15 protein-coding genes are annotated in these 19,255 nt (G+C 49.0%); all 15 read right to left on the bottom strand.

What is annotated here, in order from left to right; genetic code table 11:
* Positions 1-32: 32 nt before the first annotated feature.
* Complete coding sequence (gene wecA / locus ACFC20_RS03040) at positions 33-1,097, bottom strand: UDP-N-acetylglucosamine--undecaprenyl-phosphate N-acetylglucosaminephosphotransferase (protein WP_375191704.1); 1,065 nt, start codon at positions 1,095-1,097, stop codon at positions 33-35.
* Positions 1,098-1,287: 190 nt separating this feature from the next.
* Positions 1,288-1,788, bottom strand: coding sequence for a WbuC family cupin fold metalloprotein (locus tag ACFC20_RS03035; RefSeq protein WP_375191703.1), 501 nt, complete (start codon positions 1,786-1,788; stop codon positions 1,288-1,290).
* 9 nt (positions 1,789-1,797) lie between these two features.
* Positions 1,798-2,988, bottom strand: a complete 1,191-nt coding sequence (locus ACFC20_RS03030) for a glycosyltransferase family 4 protein (protein WP_375191702.1) — start codon at positions 2,986-2,988, stop codon at positions 1,798-1,800.
* A 13-nt stretch (positions 2,989-3,001) separates the two neighbouring features.
* Complete coding sequence (gene wecB / locus ACFC20_RS03025) at positions 3,002-4,138, bottom strand: non-hydrolyzing UDP-N-acetylglucosamine 2-epimerase (protein WP_375191701.1); 1,137 nt, start codon at positions 4,136-4,138, stop codon at positions 3,002-3,004.
* Positions 4,139-4,167: 29 nt separating this feature from the next.
* Positions 4,168-5,292 carry an NAD-dependent epimerase/dehydratase family protein gene (locus tag ACFC20_RS03020; RefSeq protein ID WP_375191700.1) on the bottom strand — a complete coding sequence of 375 codons (1,125 nt, stop codon included), beginning with the start codon at positions 5,290-5,292 and terminating at the stop codon, positions 4,168-4,170.
* A 5-nt stretch (positions 5,293-5,297) separates the two neighbouring features.
* Positions 5,298-6,332: a polysaccharide biosynthesis protein gene (locus ACFC20_RS03015; RefSeq protein ID WP_375191762.1), complete on the bottom strand. Its 1,035-nt coding sequence runs from the start codon at positions 6,330-6,332 to the stop codon at positions 5,298-5,300.
* Between the two features lie 19 nt (positions 6,333-6,351).
* Complete coding sequence (locus tag ACFC20_RS03010) at positions 6,352-7,350, bottom strand: glycosyltransferase (protein WP_375191699.1); 999 nt, start codon at positions 7,348-7,350, stop codon at positions 6,352-6,354.
* On the bottom strand, positions 7,337-8,326 hold the full coding sequence (locus ACFC20_RS03005; protein WP_375191698.1) for a hypothetical protein: 990 nt from the start codon (positions 8,324-8,326) through the stop codon (positions 7,337-7,339). Before ACFC20_RS03005 ends, ACFC20_RS03010 begins: the two co-directional genes overlap by 14 nt.
* Complete coding sequence (locus ACFC20_RS03000; protein WP_375191697.1) at positions 8,327-9,685, bottom strand: hypothetical protein; 1,359 nt, start codon at positions 9,683-9,685, stop codon at positions 8,327-8,329.
* Positions 9,657-11,114 carry a flippase gene (locus tag ACFC20_RS02995; protein ID WP_375191696.1) on the bottom strand — a complete coding sequence of 486 codons (1,458 nt, stop codon included), beginning with the start codon at positions 11,112-11,114 and terminating at the stop codon, positions 9,657-9,659. The genes ACFC20_RS03000 and ACFC20_RS02995 overlap by 29 nt, the downstream gene beginning before the upstream one ends.
* Before the next feature lie 14 nt (positions 11,115-11,128).
* Positions 11,129-12,061 (bottom strand): SIS domain-containing protein, encoded by a 933-nt coding sequence (locus ACFC20_RS02990; protein ID WP_375191695.1) that lies wholly within the window; start codon positions 12,059-12,061, stop codon positions 11,129-11,131.
* Positions 12,062-12,143: 82 nt separating this feature from the next.
* Entirely contained in the window at positions 12,144-13,400 is a 1,257-nt protein-coding gene (locus tag ACFC20_RS02985; RefSeq protein ID WP_375191694.1) for a hypothetical protein, read from the bottom strand.
* 1,320 nt (positions 13,401-14,720) lie between these two features.
* The gene (locus ACFC20_RS02980; RefSeq protein ID WP_375191693.1) at positions 14,721-15,653 is read right to left on the bottom strand and encodes a Wzz/FepE/Etk N-terminal domain-containing protein; all 933 of its coding nucleotides are present in this window, start codon (positions 15,651-15,653) and stop codon (positions 14,721-14,723) included.
* 82 nt (positions 15,654-15,735) lie between these two features.
* Complete coding sequence (locus tag ACFC20_RS02975; protein WP_375191692.1) at positions 15,736-16,710, bottom strand: Wzz/FepE/Etk N-terminal domain-containing protein; 975 nt, start codon at positions 16,708-16,710, stop codon at positions 15,736-15,738.
* Positions 16,710-19,253 (bottom strand): SLBB domain-containing protein, encoded by a 2,544-nt coding sequence (locus ACFC20_RS02970; protein WP_375191691.1) that lies wholly within the window; start codon positions 19,251-19,253, stop codon positions 16,710-16,712. Before ACFC20_RS02970 ends, ACFC20_RS02975 begins: the two co-directional genes overlap by 1 nt.
* Positions 19,254-19,255: the final 2 nt, after the last annotated feature.

The raw sequence follows: 19,255 nt of genomic DNA, 5'->3' as shown, positions 1-19,255 counted from the left end.
TCATCTTAGTTTAACTACTTGAGAACAGACATTCAGTCCACTGCCTCGTAATTTTTTCTGAAAAAAACCAAAAGCCGCCAAACATGACTAAGTGCCCAGGTATAGACAAGAAAAACGGTCATAAACAGGCCAAACATAAACCACTCTGGTATTGCAAAAAGCTCTCCTACTACCCCTACAATCGCGCAAGCAATTCCTAATGAGGTGATCACCAAGAGGGCCTGCCGATCGGAAAAACCGGCACGCAAAAAAATGTGATGCAGATGATCCCGATCAGGCATCATCACCGATTGTCCTTTACGGGCCCTGCGAATCATTATGGCAACCATGTCCATTAATGGCACTGCGCAGACCCAGAGCGCTGTCACGGGCCGGAAGGCGCTGCCACCGGACTGAACACCGTTTACGAGCAGCCATACCACAGAAAAGCCAATAAACATTGAGCCCGCGTCGCCCATGAAAATCTTTCGACGAAAAGGCGGCAACTGCAGATTGGCGCCCAGGTAGGGTAAGAGTGCCATGACTATGGTAATGGCCAGAGCGAGCTCCAGATGGAAACCCTCCCGCATCGCAAAAAGCACTGCAAGCGCTCCGAGCGTAACGAGGCTCATGGTTCCAGCCAGGCCGTCAATGCCATCAATCATGTTATAGGCATTGGTTGCACCAATTACCGCAGCTATCGTGACCACGGGGCCCAACCACGCCAATCCAATTGCCCCAAAGCCGAAAAGGTTACCTAACGATGTAAGGTAGATGCCGGAACCATAAGAGAGCAAAGCCCCTAAAACAACCTGGGCCCAGAGCCGGTATTTAGCAGGCACGTCTTTGGCATCGTCAATGGCGCCAAGTATCACTAGCATCAATGCACAGAAAAGGTAGATCCCAAACCCCTCGGTGAGAGGCATGGAAATCAACCAGGCGACCAGCAGACCGGCGAACGCACTGAGACCACCGATCAAAGGTACTGCCCCCTTGTGTGACTTACGATGATTGGGCAGATCCACCAGCCTGAACCGGCGGGCGATGGGCCGTAATACAATCAGGGCCACGAGGGCAGAAATCACTGCAATCAATCCAGAAAAACTGGCCGTTTCCATACAGTTCCCAGGCGTTACTTCAAAGGGTTAGCTTCGAGGAGGGGTGAGTTACCAAAACGGCCGCGATTGTACCCCTTCTGCTGGGATAAGTGTGATCTGTTTTACAGCCTTTCACAAATGCCCCTCCAAAATTTAAGCATGCGGCCGCACTACCAATTCCGGTCATCAGTAACCCGACCAATCACGATTCCTAGGCTGAGGAGGCTACCGAATGGAGGTGCTCCAGATACGCATCAGCCTCTGCGGAGCCCTCCTCCGGCGCCCATGGCGCCATTTCCTTGGCAGCACTGGGATCGAAGGGACCCGCTTTGACTTCTAACAAAACAGAGCCAGGCACAAGTGCCAGCACGGTATGCCAAGTGCCCGCTGGCAGATTAACCCCGAGCGACACTATCGAGGTATCCTGAAAAAATTTCTCTGTACCAAACTTCTCAATGCGTTCAATTTCGCCCGCCTCCGAGAAAACAATCAATGCAAACAGCCCCTTTGCGGCAATAAGGCACTCATCTTTTGGGTCGAGGGCATGACGATGCGGGCGAATATAACTATCCGTACCCACGGCATTCAATAACTTCTGGCAGGGATCGTCGTAGGAGTCGTGAATATTATGATGCAGCCGGGACCGCTTGGATTGTCGGGCCTGCGCCCCCAAATCATTCAACAATGTTCGCGATATTACCTTGAAAGTCATCAGGACAGATTACTCCGACAAAGCGCTCACAATTTGCTTAACGGCTGAGGCAGGCGAGAAGCGTCGGACGTATACTGCGCGACAACGAGCAGACAGCTCTCCGTCAAGTTCGCATTGCGCAACCAAAGTCTCTGCCAAGGTTTTCAGCGTTTCAACAGCCCCGTCTGTAGCCGCTGCCCCAACCTTTTCTTCCCGAATAAGAGCAGCAAGATCATTGCCTCCATTGATACTTGCCAGCACAGGCAGCCCGCTCTGCATATACGTCAGAAATTTACCGGGAATGTTATGCGTTTTGTGGCTCGGATGCAGCGCAACGAGGCCAACATGGCACTGGGCATACAGCCCGGGAATTTCATCAGGATCGATTTCATCGTGAAAAAGTACGTTATCGAGGCTTCTACTCTCAGCACTCGCTGCGAGCTTGCGCGCATCGCTTCCCCTGCCCACAAAAAGAAAACCGATATCCCGCCGCTCACGGAGCGCTTCGGCGAGATCCAGCAGAATGCCCATCCCCTGCGCAACCCCCATGTTACCGGCGTAGACAAACACCTTACGCCCGGCGAGAGATGTCTGGCCGATGTCAATCGAACAATTTCCAACCGGCGCGTCGGCTAACCAGTTCTGCAGAACTTCAAGCGATCGACCATCACCTTTTCGCCAATCATCGAAATACCCGGCATTGCCCGGCGTTTGAATACCGATAACATTAGCTACAGAATACTGGTATCGCGCAACAGCCCGGAAAAATTTATAGGGTAGTCCTCGCCCCATTAGCCCCATGTCTACCGCCCATTCCGGGAAAATGTCGCGGACAATCAGGTAACCCTTGCATCCACTCGCTTTCTTCAACGAGCTGGCAAGCGGCCCGAAAAAAATACTGGGAGCATACCAGACCACCCCGTCCCAGCCGGCCTCAGCGAGCGGGCTTTTACGCAGATTTCGCAACATTGCAAATGGCATCAAAAGTTCACCTAACGTCCGCTGAACATAGTTGATGTCTTTTGTGCGGGGCGCCCGAAGTCTCAATAATTGCACGCCGTCATAATCCTCCAGAGCCCACGTATCTTTCATGCCTGGTGAAGGCAACATGACGGTGAGCGAATGGCCCTGGCGAACAAATTCACGGGACAAATCCCGAAGCTGCACTGCACCAGAGGTTCTCAGCGGAGGGAAGGTATCCGCAATCAATACAATCTTCATGAGCGCCCCGGAGTCAGTACTTTTTCCAGACAACCCGATTCACATAATCGGTGTAGCTGTGAATAATGCGCACTACCTTGTCTGAGACGTTCGGCATGCTGTAATCTTCGACCAACCTCAAGCCCCTTTCCTCTCCACGTGGCTGGGATTCAAGAATCGCAAGTCCCTGCCGGACTCTTTTCACGTCCAGCCCCACCATCATAACGGCAGCTTCTTCCATGCCTTCCGGCCGTTCGTGAGCCTCCCGAAGGTTCAGCGCAGGGAAGTTCAGAATCGACGATTCTTCATTAATCGTGCCACTGTCCGAAAGTACCGCCCGGGCCGAGAGCTGGAGTTTGACGTAATCGTGGAAACCCAGCGGCTTGAGAAGCTGGACCTTATTGTGAAAGACCGAGCCCGTGGCGTTGATACGGTTTTGCGTTCTGGGGTGCGTAGACACAATCACTGGCAAATCGAAGTCCTCGGCAACGCCATTCAGCGTTTCCACAAGACGGGTGAACGAGCGCTCAGATTCGATGTTCTCCTCCCGGTGAGCACTCACCACGAAATACTGGCCAGCCTTCAACGAAAGCCGATCCAACACATCAGAGGTCTCAATGCGTTGCCGGTAGTGATTCAGCACCTCGAACATCGGGCTACCGGTTTTGATCACCTGATCCGGAGCCAGCCCTTCTCGCAATAGGTACTCCCGGGCAATGCTACTGTAGGTCAGGTTGATATCGGCCGTATGATCCACAATCCGACGATTGGTCTCCTCGGGCACCCGTTGGTCGAAGCACCGATTACCCGCTTCCATATGGAAAATCGGGATCTGCCTTCGCTTGGCCGGAATCACTGAGAGGCAACTGTTGGTGTCACCAAGCACCAGCAAAGCTTCCGGGCGTACCTCCGCCAGAACCTCATCAACGGCAGATATCAGGTTGCCAATGGTGTTGGCCGGTCCTTTACTACCCGTCGCACTGTTGAGGAAGTAATCCGGCTTACGGATATCCAGGTCATCAAAAAACACCTGGTTCAGTTCATAGTCATAGTTCTGCCCAGTATGTACCAGGATATGCTCGCAGTGCTCATCCAGGCGGGCCAACACCCTTGATAACCGGATAATTTCAGGCCGGGTGCCAACCACCGTCACTACTTTCAGCTTTTTCATGGAGGCTCTCAGGACTAAGAAGGAATTATTCAGAGAGGACAGGCATAGGTGTCCGGATTCTCCCGGTCGAACATCTCGTTGGCCCAGAGCATGCAAACCAGCTCACTTTCGCCGATGTTCGTGATGTCGTGGGTCCAGCCCGGCACGGTCTCAACGATTTCGGACTTCTCTCCCCGGGTGATCAATTCGTACTCTTCTCCCGTCTGCATATGCCGGAATTTAAACCTTGCAGTTCCGGAGATCACCAGAAACTTCTCCGTTTTGGAATGATGATAATGCCCCCCCCGCGTAATTCCCGGGTGGGCCGTAAAAAACGAGAACTGCCCACAGTCCGGGGTTTTCAACATTTCCACGAACACACCGCGCGCATCCCCGTGCTGCGGAACAGTGTAAGAGAACTGTTCTGGACGCAGAAAACTCAGATAGGTGGAGTAAAGTGCTCTTTTAAGGCCAACCCCAACCTTCGGTGTCACCAGCGTTTCACGGCTGTCACGGAATTCCCGGATAATATCGGCGAGCGCACCAACGGTCGTCGAGTACTCAGGATGAACCTGCTCAAAGCCTTCATCATCAAGATTAGGCAAAGCACCGTCCAGAAGCGAAACGAATCGGGAAACCACATCGTCTATATACACCAGCCGCAAAGGCGCTTCAGGACTATTGACTGTGATCGGTAGCCCCTGCGAAATATTGTGGCAGAAGGTCGCGACCACCGAGTTGTAGTTCGGCCGAGACCATTTCCCAAACACATTCGGCAGCCTGAACACATGCACTGGTACATCGAATTCCTGGCCATACCCAAACACTGCGGCTTCAGCGCTCCGCTTGCTGAGGCCATAATCGTTTTCAAGCCCTGCCTGGGTCGAAGACGACAAGACGACCGGAACCTTGTCGCCTTGTTTCGCGCGCGTCGCTAATCCTTTACAGAGCCAAGCAGTCAGATCCGAGTTTCCTTTCCGGAACTCCTCAAGATCTTGGGGGCGATTTACGCCAGCCAAATGGAACACGAACTCGGCTTTCGAAAGGGCGTCTTCAAAGGTTGCCCGGGTCGAGTCCCTGGAAATCAACAACAACTCAATATCAGAACGCTCAGCCAAATGCTGCTGCAGGTTTTTTGCGATAAACCCATTGGCACCGGTGATCAAAACTCGCATATCGTTCAATCCTGAGGTTGTGCATTTTCACCACGAACGATGGCACGAATGAAATCAAGCTTCATCAACAGTTCCTGCATGCCTGCTTTGTCCAAACGTGTCGTGTTGTGGGAATTGTAATCCTCAGCCTCAGAGATCTTCCGCTCCCCTTCTTCCACAAACTTGCCATAGTTAAGATCTCGCAAGTCCGGCGGCACCCGGAAATAATCCCCCAGATCCTCGGCTGCCACCATCTCTTCACGACTGAGCAACACCTCGAATAGCTTCTCACCGTGCCGTGTGCCGATTTCCCGCACCTCATGGTCCGGCGCCTCCAGAAGCTCGGTCAAGGCGTACGCCAGGGTCTCAATCGTAGCTGCGGGCGCCTTTTGAACAAATATATCACCGGGATTCCCATGCTCGAACGCGTAAAGAACCAGATCAACCGCGTCGTCCAGGGTCATCATGAATCGAGTCATATTGGGATCGGTAATAGTAATCGGCTCCCCCGCCCGAATCTGGTCTACGAACAAGGGAATGACCGAACCGCGCGAGGCCATAACATTCCCGTAGCGCGTGGCACATATTATCGTCCCGTTGGCACTACGAGATTTAGCAACTGATACCTTTTCCATCATCGCTTTGGAGATGCCCATAGCATTGATCGGATAGACTGCCTTGTCGGTACTCAAACACACAACTCTGCTCACCTGACTACAGATAGCTGCTTCAAGAACATTCTCGGTACCCAAAACATTGGTTTTAACCGCTTCTAACGGATGAAATTCACAGGATGGAACCTGCTTCAATGCCGCAGCGTGAAAGACAAAATCTACGCCTCTCATCGCATTGAGCACTGATTGATAGTCGCGAACATCTCCAATATAAAATTTTAATTTAGGATCATTGTAACGCTTACGCATATCATCTTGCTTTTTCTCATCGCGACTAAGAACCCTCACTTCGGCAAGATTGGAATCGAGAAATCGCTTGAGAACAGCGTTACCAAAAGAACCTGTTCCTCCGGTAATAAGAAGTATTTTATTGGAAAACCGATCGATACTCACTGCGCCCCTCCTATCAAGAAAATTCGCTTAGTTTCAAAGCCCATTCTTCTGGCTTCTCAGGATTGAGAAACAGACACCCTTCTTCACGTCCTGCTAGAGTTTCACGACTGAAAGCCAAGTCTGACACTAGTATTTTTGCACCGAAGTGAGAGGCCTCCAGAAGAGGAAGACCAACAGTTTCAACAACACTGGGAAAGACCAGCCCACACCCACTAGCGAAAGCGCCTAGCACGGATGCGCGCGGCTGCGGGCCAACAAACCGAAAAAAATCACGCACACCTTTTCTCTTCACTAGACCAAATACCCAGCTTTCTTCGCCCAAGGTGAGAGCTATAACCGGGCGATTTCGGATGGGAAACTCAGAACGCAGCAAATTCTCAGCAGCCGCAATCAAAAGAAGATGATTCTTATATTCAAAATCGCTAGCAGGATAAACAAAATCAACGTCGTGCACCCACGAGGGCGTCTCGGGAACGACATTGGACAAGCCCAACCTCGGTCGCTCAACTGTGATACGCGACTGGGAGATCCCGCATAGTGTAGAGAGTGAATCCTTAATCCAACGGGCTTGAACACGATAGTTAACATTTTCTCTATCGTATGCGCGAACCAATAATGGATAAACCCGTTTATAAAAGAAAATCATTGAAAACGAGGAGCTAAATAATGATGCCGAAAAATTTGAGAAAGGAATCGCCTGGTGGAAAAAGACAATCTGCTGGACAGACTTATAATTTTTCAGTATAGGCGCCATGTTGTTTAACGAATAAACCACATGTGGCCGTATATTTATAGAGGTTAAAGCTTGATTAAATCTGTAGCAATCCCAAGTCAACCTGGATATTGACTTTTGGTGGCCAACGAAAATGTACTCGACATTTTCTCTATCAGGGAGCTCATCGGGTGAAACTGCACAAAAGCATACTGCACATTCACTCAAGCTCTCTATGAATTCCGAAAGTACTGTAAGGGCACCACCTTCGACGGCAGAAACCGCATTAATGACTATCATCGAAAAATTCTCTTACCCAAAACTTGACAAAATATCTGTTCAAAACCTCCGCGGGAACAGGGCGATATGGCTGAACTATAAATTCTTCGGGGACGGTTAGATCGTTATCGCTGATCACCAAAATGTTTGCGGGATCGTAGAAGTCATACTTCTTAACGTCAGCATTTGTCGTAACCAATTTTCTCCCTAATCCGAGCGCTTCAAATGTTCGTATAGTCAAACCCACCTGTCCGGGTTGGGTAATATCCAGAATGAACTCACTTGAGCTAAGTGTTCCGATGACCTCAAGCTCTGATATAGGTTCGGCAACAAAGTCCCTTATCTTGCCGCCTTCCAATTCCGACTTATTAAACAAAAGAGCGCGAAAGATGGAGGAAAAAGGTCGATAAAGCTTAATATCGGCTTTATCAATAAATCTTGGATTCTCGGATAAAAACTGACGAATAAAGCTTAGACGATTAGAGTGATGAGTGCCTATAAATGACAATTTCCCAGGAGCAATAGATTCTGACCGCGCATTTACATGAAAACCGTTAAAAAATAAACATTTATGGCGCAAACCAAACTTGTCAGCATCGGTTCGATCAAATGTGAAAATACGGTGGAACCAAAAGATCTGCTTCTCAAAAAAATGAAGATTCCTTGAGGAATCCCACTGATACATAATTCTTTTGGAAACTGGAAAACGGTTCTCAATGATTTTCAGAACTTCTGGAGAAAAATATTCGCCACGAATAATAAAAATATAAGAAAAATCACATTGAAGTTCTTTAACGAGCGACGAAACATACCACTTCTGCAATTTCACTTTGACGCTCAGCGGAAGTTTCAGCAGGACTTTTTTAAAGAATCTGAGCTTTTCCGTAAACAGCTCATCAAAAAAAACTACGTCAAACCCCTCAGCCTGCAGGGCATCAATAATATGCTGGTAAAAGCCGAATGTCTTTGGCGCAAACAACAGGATTTTTTTATTCATTCACTTTGCTCTTACGCGCTTTTTTTGCTTGACAAGATTAAGAAACTTTTCTTCTTGAATACGGAGATTATTATCTTGAAAATGACCCAAGAATAGATAATCTACAAGTAGTGAATAAAAAAAAGATTCAAGTCTATCCTTATCGTAACTCGATTCGATGGCATCATTTATAACCTTAGCCAAGGGAGTTTCTGGGTGATAGTCGAACGTTACACCTCTATTCGAATAAATAGAATTTCCCAACGTAACGACTTTCTTTCCTTTAAACAGCGCTTCTATACCGACAGTGGAGTTGTTCACTATAACAACACTTGCATTCTCAAGGAGATGGCCGAGGTCAACATCGTTAGCAATGCATATATCGTTTCTCGTAATGTAATTATATAAATCGGCCGAATATTTTCCTCTATACTGCGGGTGTTCCCTGATAACTAAATTGTAACCCGCAGGTTTCGCTTCGAAAATCTCGACGAGCATTTCGTAAAAATCCGAAAAGTACGGGGAGTGGTCAATTAATTGAGCATCGACAGGAACTTGAAGAAAAAAAACTATATATTTTTTTGGGAGCTCTGCTATGGTAGCGATCTCATTCGTTTTCCTCGAACCGCCACGGCCATAGAGTGACTTAACAAACTTGAAAAAGGATAAGCCAATTTGTAGATCTTTAGGCAAAAGCCTATTCAATACTTTAGGCGGATATAGACATAAGAGGGTATAAATATCATAAACTTTATCTAATGGCGAGCGTTTAAAAGTTTTCCAATAGTTGGATGGACGATCATTCTGTAGCCGAAAGATCCTATCCTTTAATACTTGACGTTGTTCGGCAGATAACTGGTCGAGTTTTGGGTCGAATGATGAATTAGCATTTACGCCCAGACTATCGAATGTAGTTGTTCCAAAGGGACCTTGCTCAAAGTAAATAACTGGAACAGAATATTGCTTTGCCAAGTAGATTAATACTTGCGGAAGGAGACGACTATCTCCGGAAGAAATCAAAAGATCAAAATTCTCTTTACGGAAAATCTCGTCAAAATAATTCAAGTATGTGATGGCTCGGCGCCTGAGGCTTCCTCGTTCATAACGGCCATATCTACTCATTGCTTTCACATTAAAGTCAATAAGATTATCTACAAGCTCCGTGTGCGAATTCAAAGAGAACCTACCCTTTTCTTGCCTACGGATACGATAAGCGGAATGCACATAAGCGTTATTATCTAGCAAGTAATTTGCTGCGCATGGATACAAAGCAACATAACAAAAATGAATATTGCTTTCAGTGTTGTTCTTCAAAGTATTCTCAAGAAAAAGAAAGTATCTCGCAAAATCCTTAAAGTAGACGCTGCCTAAAATATTCATAAACGCTCTCAGCTAGTCTAATTGAAATTCTTTCGCGTGAAACGATTAAAATTATCGCCCAAGCTAGTGGAAGAAAAATAATCGCCAGCATCAGCCTCAGGCCAGTAGTCGGAGTATAAGAGGCCAAGTAATGAATAAATAGTGCAGCAGGAGTCATAAAGAGGAATGCCTTGTAAATTTTCCTAGCATTCTTGCTGAAGAAAAAATCCAGGCTATAACCTTTAGCTATGCACACGTAAATTTGGTAAAAAAGTATGAAAAATTCAGCGGTTACTGTCGATATGGCGGCACCTAGATGTCTATACTGAGGAATCAGAAGCAAATTTGCCAGAATGCATATTGTCGCTCCTATAAATAGAGAATTTGCCACATTCCGCTCTTCTCCGTGAATATAGAGAACTTGAACTCCGATAAATGAAGTAAGCATGGATATCACAATTAACGGGCTTAAAACTATCATCGCAAGAACGGATTCATTGTATTGCGGTCCGGCAAAAGTTATTATTACTTCTGAGCCGTAAATTATTAAACCAAGAAGAGTTGGAAGGGTAACAATCAGAAGTCCGCAGTAGGCCAACTCCAACTTATTTCGGTATAAGTTTTCTCCGGCTTCGATTGATGATAGCTTTGAAAAAAAAACACCTGATGCTGAATTTATCAATGCATTTAATACACGAATAAGCTTTATTGAAACTGCATAAAAGGCAACATAGTACATATTTGCCAGTATGGCGAGCATGACCGTGTCCAGTAACGTGTACACCGAAGACGCTAGACGAGTAGCTGAAAAGCTTATTACTGATTGAGCGTGCTGCCTAAAATTGAGCTCTCGAAATTGAAGCCTCACCAATCGACGCGATAGAACTATATTCAACAGATTTGAGAAACTCAGCGAAATTACATTGGCAAGAACAAACCCAACTGAGTCATGCTTGTCATTTACAAATTGAAACAAAAGCACGAGGGCGAGTAACTTCGAGATGATCCCGCGAACAGCAAGAGCCTTAAAATTTCCCACACCTTGAAACAGCCAATCCACTTGAAAAAAACTTAAAACAATATTGATCGAAGCCACGATGAAAAGCAGTGGATGGGCTCTCATAGAGTCAATGAAAAAAACTGAAACAGCAAATAATGCGCTTGCAACTATGACACCGAGTGAGTTTAGCAAAAGTAACTCGGTAACAAGTTTATTCAACGATTGTTGGCTTTGTTTCGCTCTTGCGACCTCACGAACGCCATAAATAGGGATACCGAGCGACGCGATAGTAGTAAAGTAGGTCGCCGTTGTGAGAGCTAATGTAGCGGCACCAAATCCTTCAACCGAAAGCGTCCGAGCCACGTACGGAAAAACGATCAATGGGAAGGCTACGTTGAGCCCATTATAAACAAAATTAAAAAATAGATCTTTTCCCAGCGCCTTGCTCAAAAGTAGATACCTTTTTATTTATTAAGAATACCGAGTAATTTGCCTCCATCTTCCACGATTAAGCAATTGATCTTTTTCTTATCCATCAGTTCATAGGCAGCTTGTAATGATGCTTTAGGTGAAATCGCTACTGGATGGCTCGTCGCTATCTCCCCTGCCGTAAGGCTGAACGCGTTCTCACCTTTTTCTTCAAATGCTCTCCTGAGATCTCCGTCTGTGATTAAACCGAATTCGCCTGATGATTGCTCTACCAGCGTTAAACCCATTCCGCCCAGTGACATCTTACTGATTACGTCTACGATATTGTTGTCTTTGTGTACCACCGGAAGGCTCTTCGATCTCATTTCATTCTCTACTCGGCTCAGAAGCCGTCTGCCCAAACTTCCGCCGGGATGGAACCTGGCGAAATTCTCGGCTTTAAAGTCGCGGGCTTTCATCAATGCAACCATTAAGGCATCCCCCATCACAAGAGCTGCTGTAGTCGATGTCGTAGGTGCTAGCTGGAGTGGACACGCCTCCTCAGGTACCGCGGTATTCAAATGACCGTCAGAATTTTGTGCCAGCGTTGAACTGGGGTTGCCTGTCATTGAAATTATATAATTACTATTTTCTTTCAAGAACGGCAGTAGCTTCAAAATTTCATCTGATTCTCCGGAATTTGAGATCCCTAAAAAAATATCCTCAGACTTAACCATACCAAGATCACCATGAAATGCCTCTCCTGGATGCATAAAAAATGAAGGCGTCCCGGTGCTTGCAAACGAAGCAGCAATTTTTTTGCCGATGATTCCGGACTTTCCCATACCGCAAACTATTACGCGCCCACGGTTTGAAACAATACGCTGGACAACATCGCAAAAGCAATTGTCGAGCCCATCCCTCAGAGCGATTAAACCATTCATTTCTGATTCAATTACTTTTTTTGCAATTTCAATGAAGTCAATCACAATTAACACCTAGAACAATAAACTAGTAACAAAATTCGATAGGTCTAGTCGACTAATCAAAGATATATAAATCCATCTTTATTTATAAGCTTTCATTAGGTTTCGCGATCTTACTGAGTTGTTCATGAAAGCGATCGCACCTTTTATAATATATCTTCCCATAATGAACTCTTCTTAAAATAAAGCAAAGTGAAAATAATACAGAGGGGCTAAAATAACCTACTCCCCTAACAAAAAAACTAAAAAACAAGCACACGAAGGCGCACCATAAAAACTTGTCTAGCACGTCCCGAGATAGAAAGAATTTTCTTATATTTTTTAAAATATATATCAAGTAAATAAAAATTAAAAAAATACCAAATGCGCCAAACTCAAAAATAAGCTTAGCTGCCAAGGTGCCACCATCATACAAATTTAAATGAGAACCGGAGATCTCAAAAATTTTTTCTTGAATTTCACCATATATATTAAGGTTTCCCATGCTTTGGAAACCAGCTCCGAGAAAAAATGTATCTCGAGAAACTAGCAAAGCACGCTCAAATCCAGAGAGAAAAACTAGTACAGAAAGATTCTGAGAGTCCCGTGTTATTACTAGTCTTTCGAGAAAGTAATTGGGGTCAAAATGGCGTATGGAAATAATTACTGATGCTACTAATACGAGCGCTGCAAATATTAGCAAAAATTTTCCTTTAAAAACTATAAGATAACAAAAATAGGCCATCACACAAACCAAGAGAAGGGCTAAGCTTTTTATTATTAAAGCCGAAATTACTGACACCAGAAGAACAGTAAGCTTTGCACCTTTTTCATTGACCATATAGTATGTAATAAAGATAGAATATATTAGAGAAAAGTGGGAAGGCTCTTCGAATAGTAACATTTTTTTGTCTGTTGCATACTTCGCAAGTATAGATACCGAGAACGCTTTCCATACTAGCAGCGAAAGTAGAAGGTAGAATATGATTACTATTGAATTATTTAACTCAAATTTATTTTTATTATGCATATAGTTTACCGTCACAGACGCCTGTAATATTATAAAAATCGCTAGTAAAATTGAAGCGAACTGCTTGGCACTTATTTTTCCATAGAAGAATATTGAACTAAACAAAAGGTGAGCAATAACAAATGTAGTAATCAATGAAATAAAAATTATTTCATTTTTAGAAATTTTTACTTTTTCAAAATTGGAAATTGAATATAGAAAGACTGGCAGGAGCGCAATGAAAAGCCCGAGTGCCATTGAAGACGCACCAGCATATAGTATTAAAATTGATGGAAGAGTGGAGAGCCCAAACAAAAACGAAACTAATACGATAATATTTTTCTTTATACTCAAAACCACTCTCATATAAAATTAGCTTAGGAAATATTAGGAATTGTCGTGAATTCAACCAATTACTGCAGGGCCACTCATTTATAGTGCTTTGGAATATTTGCGCCAATACACTTCTACTGGTCTCAGGTAGCCCAAGCATTCTGGGGCGATTTTTCAGCCGCTCTCGACTACTCTGTTGACTTGCGGTCGTGACAGTTTTGCAAAGTTCCTCTTCTTGGGGCAATAATGGGGTAAAAAAAATCCATTGGTGCCCTCGTTTCAAATTCCCTGACCTGAGCAATACAGGTGGCAAAAATAGACTTCGAGGTTCAACGTTTTGGCCATTCGCCCATGCTCGCCTGCAGGCTCGCTGCCATTGCCCAGAGCCAGTGCTTCGCAGGAGCCTGGTGGATCAAAAGAGACGAATAGCTGTGCGCTTTTTGGCCTTCCGTATACTTACCCAGGCGTCGGGCAAGCAATTAGTCGCCGTGGCGCTCCACCAGCGTTACCAAGTCTGATCGTTTTTATCCCTGAGGTACGGTGCAACCACCCAGTGTGCAGCGTGGCATCGGATTCGCCTTCTTAAGGGCAGCATATAATGCCGCCCCGGTTAGAGGTTTTACCGAGGTCCATTTCCGAATCTCGGCGCTTACGAACAAAATAATGCAGGAGCCGACAATAACGCAGGGTTTTACTGCCCCAGAGACAAACACAACGAAGCAGAGCATAGATCCAATAGTTGCTGACTTTTATTGGAACTTCGATGTCGCTCAAGAAGTCTAAAATGCGCTCAGGACTCTATTGCTGCCTCAACCATCCATGCCCCACTCCTCAGCCACTTCATACGCTTTGGCACATATGCGGTTTCGCGCTTGCTGTTCGACCGGTGCCGAGAGACCTCAGACTCGTAACCTCGGTAACTTCTCCTCCGCAGGACACGGCTAATTGGTGCTGCTATGAAAGAAAGCTGTGCGCGGAGGCAACCGATCGTTAGCTCTCTCGGGCCAAACGGAGGGCTGAAATCTGGTGTATTTGTTAGGATTACGCTGTCGGCACGTCACACTGCTTCACTTTATCGCTAAAGCCCGTGAGAGTACCCGCTTCGGCCCTCCCGCCTCTTGCTGGTTAAGCAAAAATGCTGTGGTTACTATCTGATTTCACGAACCGGATGCTTTACTATCCGCGTTTTCTTAACGATGGTCACTTCCGACATCGGTTCGCTCCTCCTTGGGGTTAGCGATTCGTGCCCACTATATCGGAGGCTGTCAACTCATTTTTTCTGTGGTGTTATTGAGTGTTAAACCTCGGACTTTATTCGTAAGGTCGTTCAGCGTAAATTGATTAGCCGGATAATTCCTTCGCTTGCATTAGTTTTTGGCGCACGCGCCAAACAAATTCCGCAAAGAACGCAAGGAACACACCCAACATTATACCCATTGAGCATGCAAGGCCCACTATCAGAACTCCACTTATGCCTCTCTGTCCCGTACTTTGGCGCGCTGTCACAATAACGCTCGCCGGCTGCAGGGCCTCCAGCTCACTCTCCAGCTCCGCCCGCTTCTGTATTGCGGCGGCCAGTGCCGTGGCGGTATTCTCCCCACCCTCTGATGTTTGCAGCGACTGGATGACCCGCTCGATTGACGCAAGCTGATTCTTCAGGCTGTTCCGCTGCGTCTCCAGAAGCTGCTGCTGCCGCTCCATCACGCTTTGCGCCAGATCGCTGTGAATCGTCTTCACCACATCGGCAGTTTCAACGCTTGCTTCAGAGACAATTCGTATTAGGCCTGTATTTTCAGGGTTGCTCGCGTCCAGCTTGAAAGGCAACAGCTTTTCATTCTCGGCCTGGTAGCTTGAGGCTGCGGCCGGTATCCAGCGGTTCTCGATGATGGCCACGGTGGCTGCGGGCTTTTCAATGAACTCATTACCTGCCTTCTCGGCGCTCTCCAGGAGGGTAACGTACTCGTACTTATCAGCCTGCATTAACGCATAAACCACCCCGAGCAGGGTTACCAATGCAAAGCAGGCATAAAAGATACGGCGGCGCCGGATAAAGGTGGCTGCCAGATCCACCAGGCTGATTTCGTCGTCGTATACGGCTCTTTCCTGACTGTTCTGCATTAATCGGGACCCTTGCATTCCGTAGATTTGTTGTTCAGGCACGCTACCGCCCCGGCGTTCCTCTCTGCGGGAGTTTCTCAGGAGCCGGTGGCAGGGTGTATCTGGCACTTTCAAATACCACCAAAACGCCCGAAAGCCCGCGAAGGTTCCGTTCATTCCGAGGTTCCAATCGCCTGATTGTTTCATCAAAAATGCGGGGATTCTACGCTCAAATGGCTCAGGTTACTGTTACGTGACGTTATTCTTCTTTTTGGCCCGCTGGGAGATCCTTCCGAATAAAGGCTCTGATGAAAACCACAAAAACACCCATCATGCCACCGAGCATGGTTGCCAGTATGCAGATCAGCGCCCGCTTGGGGCTGGTCTTCTCCTGGGGGACAACGGCAGGATCAACAGTCTCGAATACATACTCCTGCTGGGCGTTTGCAAGCATCACCGTGCGGGTTTCGCTTTCGATGAGCTGGTAGAACACCTGTTGCATGCCCGCTATGCTGGTATCGTTCAGCTTGTCTTCCAGGTATGCGATACGGGCCTCCGCCTCGGCAATATCTTCACGCCGCATGTGCTCGTTGATGTCGGCCACCAGCCATTCGGCCCATTGCTGCGAGGCCGGTGGCGACTGGCTTTTTACGCTTACCGTTATCATGCCATTCGCTTTATTCTCGCTCACGCTGAGGTGGTTTTCGCGAAAGGTTTTCACCAGGTCCCAGCTGGTGGGTTTCAGGCTTTCACCGTTTTCATCCTGCTGCCATTCGCCGGTTTCAGGGTTGTAGACGTCGCGGTCGTAGACCCAGGTTTCAGAGGCCGGATTCCACCCGGCCGTGCCCATCAGCGGTACTTCCAGGTTGTGCCGCCGGATAAAGTCTGCAAGGAAGGCCCGGGACTGCAGGATTTCCCTGGCGATCACGGTCTGGCTGGAACCTCCGCTGCCGAGGCTGATTCCCGCAAGGCTGGCCAGGCCGCCCAGCTGGCCACTGAGCCCACCGATGCCGCCCTCCTCGCTGGCCGGCGCCAGCAGCACACTGGCCTGGTATATATTGGGCTTGAAGAGCGCGTAGGCGACCCCCGCAACAGCAAACACCAGAGTAACCGCGATGATCAGCCATTTGCCGGCCCAAAGCGTGGCGAAGAGTTCGCGGAGGTCGATTTCGTCGTCGGGCTGGCTCTGGCTACCATGTTCCCAGGGTCGGGTGGCCGATTCATATTTGCTCATCACAGGTTCCCCACTGCCGCGGCGCCAAGCGCCATCTGGTAAACGATCTGGCTGACGTTGCTCCATAGCTCAAGCTGGTTCAGGCGGTCTACATCTATGGGTACGATGATCGTATCGCCCGGCTGCAGTTGCTGGCTGCGGCTGCCGAACCAGGCACTTTGTTCCGGCAGCATTACAGAGCCGTCGGCTTTCACTACGTAGATTCGATCCTCATCGGCCTGGCGAGTTGGGCCGCCGCTGCGCTCCAGATAGTCATCCACTGTGAGACCGGGGCTGTGCAGGTGGCTGGTGGGAAACTGTACTTCGCCGAAAACACTCACCGCCTGCGGAATAGCCGGCACGGTAAGCTGATCGCCATCCTGAAGACGTATGGGTTGATAGCCGCTATCGGCCAGCACCGCCGGCAGATCAATAACCATCCGACCCACGGGCCGGCTGCTTTGCACATCCTCGAGGAGGCCACGCGCCTGGTCAATCTGCTCCTCCTGTTGGCCGCCAAAGCTGTTCCCTTCCAATTGCACACCCAGAAGGTCGCCCTTCAACCGTTCCTCGGCTTCCCTCAGACGGCGGGCCTCAAGCTCACGCAGTTTTTTCCGCGTGAACACCGCGCCGCGCGGGAACGCGTTATCGGTAAGGCCACCGGCACGCCGGATAACATCGCCAAGTGTCTCACCTTCCCGGAAGGTGTATTCACCCGGGTAGCGAACCTCCCCCTCCAGAGTGACCGTGCGGGTTGTACCAAAGGAAGGTATGGATTTGATCAATAGCCGGTCCCGGCTTTGCAGGCGGATATCGCTGGTACCTGCCATGGCGTCGGTGAGGTTTAGCTCGATGATGCGTGTTTGTTGCACACCGTTGGCATCGGTATAACGCCGGGCCAGTTCCGCGGAATACAGGGAGGCGGAGTCGGTCAGTCCTCCGGCCACGAAAATGGCGTCCTTGAGGGTGCCCGTAGCGGGTAAGGGATACTCACCCGGATAGCGGACCGGGCCGGAGATGCGCATGGTTTGTTGCGGGCTGTAGGGGCCTGCCTGGGCTTTCAGACGTTTGATGACAGGTTCGAACAGCGCCTCTCTGGAGAACTGCCGGGCCTTTTCCTTCAGCTCGTCGTGTTTGGTGGCCTTGGGGCCGCTGAGCTCAAATGACACTTTTCCGGCGTTGGTGAAGAACAGCAACTGGTCCTTTTCCTGAAGGATGAGGTCTTCCGGGCTGCCTGGCCGGGTTACAGCGGCTTTTAGCTCCAGGTTCAGCACAGAGATGCGGTGTGTCTCCGGATCGGTCCTCAGAATGGCGGCATAGTTGGTATCCGCGAAGGAGAGTAAGTCTGCATCCAGGTTCCGGATCACGGAACTCACGCGCATTCCCGGTACCCAGGCATATTTGCCGGTGCGGGTGGCGGCGCCCTTGATTTCGATGTACTGGCCGGTCACATCAGCAATCGACGCCACGGTAACCCGGTCGCCGGATTGTACGCGGGCATTCCTGTCCGAAGCCCGGGTGAGGTCCGCTTCGGCGATGATGCGCAGATAATCCTCGTTGGTACGCTCAATCCGGGTAATTTGAGGATATGCCTGGGGCGTGAGTCCGCCGGCCAGGCGCACCAGCTCCTGAAGACTTGTTCGTGAGCCGATTTCATACAACGCCGGGCGATACACTTCGCCGCTGATGCCGGCCCGGGGGCCGACGGGCGGGATAAAGACCACATCACCGGCCTGGAGGCGGGCGTCTTCGGAGGTGTCGCCCCGCAGCAGCAGATCGTAGAGATCCAGGGTGCCGATCAGCTTGCCGTCACGCTTGTGCTGTACGTTGCGCAGTGAACCGGTGGTTTTGATGCCACCGGAAACATACAGGGCATTGGTAATGGTGGAAAGCGAGCTGACACTGTAGGAACCTTGCGTGCGCGCTTCGCCCAGGATGAACACGCGCATGCTGCGCAGCTCGCCCAGGGAGACGGCCGCTTTTACGCCGATGTACTGTTCAGAAACCAGATCCGTGAGCTGGTCGCGAACCTGCTGAAAACTCTGCCCGGCCACCGAGACCGGTCCGCGCTCCGGAAAATCGATGGTGCCGTCCCGTGATACCGGCAGCTCAAGCTGTTTGTTCTGGTTGCCCCAAAGCTGCACCCGGAGCACATCCCCCGGGCCGAGGGTATACTCCGAGGGCACAGGTATCTCCGTCACCGGCGCAAAGGTTGAAGGCTCGCCAGCGAACAGATCGTAGCCAAAGGGTGTGAGCTCATCCCGTGCCTGCTTGTCCCCGGCGCTAACCGGGCCCTGGCCCTGTTCACCGCGGGCGACTCCACCATCACCCTGCCCGCCAGTGTCTCTGAGGGGGCTGACCACATCCACCCGGCGAGGACGCTGATCCTGGGGCCCGCTGATGGAGAAGTTGTTCAGATCGATTCCATACTGCCTCGCCAAAGCCTCCTGTTGGGCCTGGGGCAGGCTTTTGAACTGCTCAATCTGTGCGGGAGTAATAGACTGTGCATTGACTGCCATGGGAAGCAGGAGGGCCAGGGGGAGTATCAGAGATTTCAGATTCACGG

This window comes from Marinobacter sp., assembly GCF_041984545.1.
GTDB lineage: Bacteria > Pseudomonadota > Gammaproteobacteria > Pseudomonadales > Oleiphilaceae > Marinobacter.
The sequence above is the reverse complement of the archived record's forward strand: the minus strand, read 5'-3'. Positions and strand labels throughout refer to the sequence as shown.

Bases quoted from the DNA above. Each gene is read 5' to 3' on its own strand.
- wecA (WP_375191704.1), bottom strand. From the start codon at position 1,097: ATGGAAACGGCCAGTTTTTCTGGATTGATTGCAGTGATTTCTGCCCTC.
- ACFC20_RS03035 (WP_375191703.1), bottom strand. From the start codon at position 1,788: ATGACTTTCAAGGTAATATCGCGAACATTGTTGAATGATTTGGGGGCG.
- ACFC20_RS03030 (WP_375191702.1), bottom strand. From the start codon at position 2,988: ATGAAGATTGTATTGATTGCGGATACCTTCCCTCCGCTGAGAACCTCT.
- wecB (WP_375191701.1), bottom strand. From the start codon at position 4,138: ATGAAAAAGCTGAAAGTAGTGACGGTGGTTGGCACCCGGCCTGAAATT.
- ACFC20_RS03020 (WP_375191700.1), bottom strand. From the start codon at position 5,292: ATGCGAGTTTTGATCACCGGTGCCAATGGGTTTATCGCAAAAAACCTG.
- ACFC20_RS03010 (WP_375191699.1), bottom strand. From the start codon at position 7,350: ATGATAGTCATTAATGCGGTTTCTGCCGTCGAAGGTGGTGCCCTTACA.
- ACFC20_RS03005 (WP_375191698.1), bottom strand. From the start codon at position 8,326: ATGAATAAAAAAATCCTGTTGTTTGCGCCAAAGACATTCGGCTTTTAC.
- ACFC20_RS03000 (WP_375191697.1), bottom strand. From the start codon at position 9,685: ATGAATATTTTAGGCAGCGTCTACTTTAAGGATTTTGCGAGATACTTT.
- ACFC20_RS02980 (WP_375191693.1), bottom strand. From the start codon at position 15,653: ATGAACGGAACCTTCGCGGGCTTTCGGGCGTTTTGGTGGTATTTGAAA.
- ACFC20_RS02975 (WP_375191692.1), bottom strand. From the start codon at position 16,710: ATGAGCAAATATGAATCGGCCACCCGACCCTGGGAACATGGTAGCCAG.